The following is a 2,522-nucleotide window of genomic DNA, read 5'->3' on the forward strand; positions in this document are numbered from 1 at the left end:
CGCCGCGCCGCAGCGGCGCCGCTGGCCCGCATCTGGGCCTTTGCCCGGCGCGAGTCCATCGAACTGGCGCGCGACAAGCTGCGGCTCGCCTTCGCCATCTTCGGGCCGATCGTGCTGCTGCTGGCGGCGGCCTGGAGCGTGTCCTTCGACGTGGAAAACGTTCGCTTTACCGTGCTCGATCGCGACCAGAGCCTGGCCAGCCGCGAACTGCTCGAGCAGTTCGCCGGTTCACGCTATTTCGTGCCGGCGGGCAGTGCACGCGATGAAATGCAGGTGCGGCATGTGCTGCGTGCCGCCAACGCTTCGCTGGTGGTGGAGATCCCGCCAGGCTTCGGCCGCGACCTGCTGGCCGGGCGCCGTCCCGAGGTAGCCTTCCATATCGATGGCTCCAGCCCTTTCCCCGGCGCCACCGTGCGTACCTATGTCAACGCCACGCTGCTCGGCTACGCGCAGGCACGCGCCCGCGCGCTGCCGACGGCGGCCCCCACCCTGCCAATGAGCGTCGAAACGCGCTTCGTCTACAACGAGCAGTTCCGCAGCATCTATGCCATCACCCCGGGCATCATCATGCTGGCGCTGATCCTGATTCCCACCATGCTGACGGCGCTGGGCGTGGTGCGCGAAAAGGAGATGGGCTCCATCACCAATCTCTACGCCTCGCCGGCAAGCGTAGGCGAATACCTGGTGGGCAAGCAGTTGCCCTACGTCGGCCTAGCCATGCTGGCCTACCTGACACTGGTGGCCCTGACCGTCACGCTGCTGCAGGTACCGCTCAAGGGCTCCTTCCTGGCCCTATCGCTGGGCGCACTGCTGTTCATTCTGGCCGCGACCAGCCTGGGCTTGCTGATGTCGACGTTCGTGCGCTCGCAGGTTGCCGCGATCTTCGGCACCGCCATCCTGTGCCTGATTCCCTCAGTCAACTTCTCTGGCCTGCTCTACCCCGTCTCCACGCTGACCGGCAGCGGCTACTGGGTGGGACTGGGCTTCCCTTCCTCCTGGTTCCAGCTCATCAGCCTGGGGAGCTTTACCAAGGGGTTGGGCGCGGACAGCTTCGGCGCCATGTACCTGGCGCTGCTCGGCTTCGCGCTGGCCTACCTGGCCGGAGCGCGATGCCTGTTGCGCAAGCAGGAGGCCTAGCGATGGTGCAATGGTTCAAGAACGTCGCGCGGCTCAGCCGCAAGGAAATCTTCAGCCTGTTCAGCGATGCCACGCTGATGATCCTGATCGTCTTCGCCTTCACCCTCGCGGTCTATTCTGTGGCCAAGGGGATCAAGGCCGAGGTGTCGAATGCCTCGGTGGCCATCGTCGACGGCGACCATTCGGCCCTGTCGCGCCGCCTTCGCGATGCCGTCCAGCCACCCTACTTCAAGCCGCCGGTGGACATCGACCGGCGCGATATCGATGCCGAGCTCAACCGCGGCCGCTACATTTTCGCGATCGAGATCCCGCCGCGCTTCGAAGCCGACGTGCTGGCAGGCCGCGCGCCGGCCGTGCAAGTGCTGGTGGACGCCACCGCGATGACACAAGCCGGACTAGGCACGGCGTACCTGCAGGAGATCTTCACCAGCGAGACGCTAGCCTTCCTGCGCGCGCGCAACATCCAGGCGCAGTTGCCGGCCACTGCCGTGCTGCGCGTCCTGTTCAACCCGAACACGGAATCCTACTGGTTCACCTCGACCATGCAGATCGTGGTCAACATCACGGTGCTGTCCATCATCCTGGTGGGTGCCGCCGTGATCCGCGAACGCGAGCACGGCACCATCGAGCACCTGCTGGTGATGCCGGTGCGCGCCAGCGAGATCGCTGCCGCCAAGATCATCGCCAATGGCTCGGTCATCTTCCTCGTTTCGCTGTTGTCCCTGTGGCTGGTGGTGAATCTATGGCTGCAGGTTCCGCTCCAGGGATCGATGGCGCTGTTCGCGCTCAGCACCGCGCTGTATCTGTTCTCGGTGACGGCGCTGGGGATGTGGCTGGCCACGCTGGCGCCGGCCATGCCGCAGTTCGGCTTGCTGGCGGTGCCGACCTACGCCGTTGCCTACCTGCTGTCAGGCGCAGCCACGCCGGTGCAGAGCATGCCGGCCGCCATGCAGCCGGTGGTGCAGTTGCTGCCCACCACGCAGTTCGTCACGCTGACGCAGGCAATCCTCTTCCGCAGCGCAGGCGTCGACGTGGTCTGGCCGCAACTGCTTGGTGTCACGGCGGCCGGCGGGATCTTCCTGACGCTGGCGCTCACGCGCTTTCGCGCCATGCTGGCGCAGCAGGGCTGAGCCAAGTGGAGCAGACATGAATCGGAGCAAGGATGTGAAGCAGAGTAAGGCCGGATTCCCACTGTGCGCTGCCGCGCTTTCCGCCGCCACAGTGATGCTGGCAGGCTGCACTGCAGTGGGCGTAGACGTACCGCCCGCCCTCTCGGCGCCAGCCGCTTTCCAGATGGTGCCGCCGTCGGACGGCATGCAGGCCGACGTGGCGCGCTGGTGGCAGGGCTGGCAGGACCCCGACCTGACCCGCCGCATCGACGCGGC

General features: G+C 66.3%; 2 protein-coding genes and 1 pseudogene. All 3 read left to right on the top strand.

What is annotated here, in order from left to right:
• On the top strand, window positions 1-1,137 hold a 1,137-nt coding region (locus tag D769_RS00100), incomplete at its 5' end, for an ABC transporter permease (RefSeq protein WP_008640742.1).
• Between the two features lie 2 nt (window positions 1,138-1,139).
• Complete coding sequence (locus D769_RS00105; RefSeq protein ID WP_008640744.1) at window positions 1,140-2,267, top strand: ABC transporter permease; 1,128 nt, start codon at window positions 1,140-1,142, stop codon at window positions 2,265-2,267.
• Between the two features lie 16 nt (window positions 2,268-2,283).
• Window positions 2,284-2,522, top strand: a pseudogene (locus D769_RS00110) (hypothetical protein); the annotation flags it as partial.

Source organism: Cupriavidus sp. HMR-1, from assembly GCF_000319775.1.
Taxonomy (GTDB): domain Bacteria; phylum Pseudomonadota; class Gammaproteobacteria; order Burkholderiales; family Burkholderiaceae; genus Cupriavidus; species Cupriavidus metallidurans.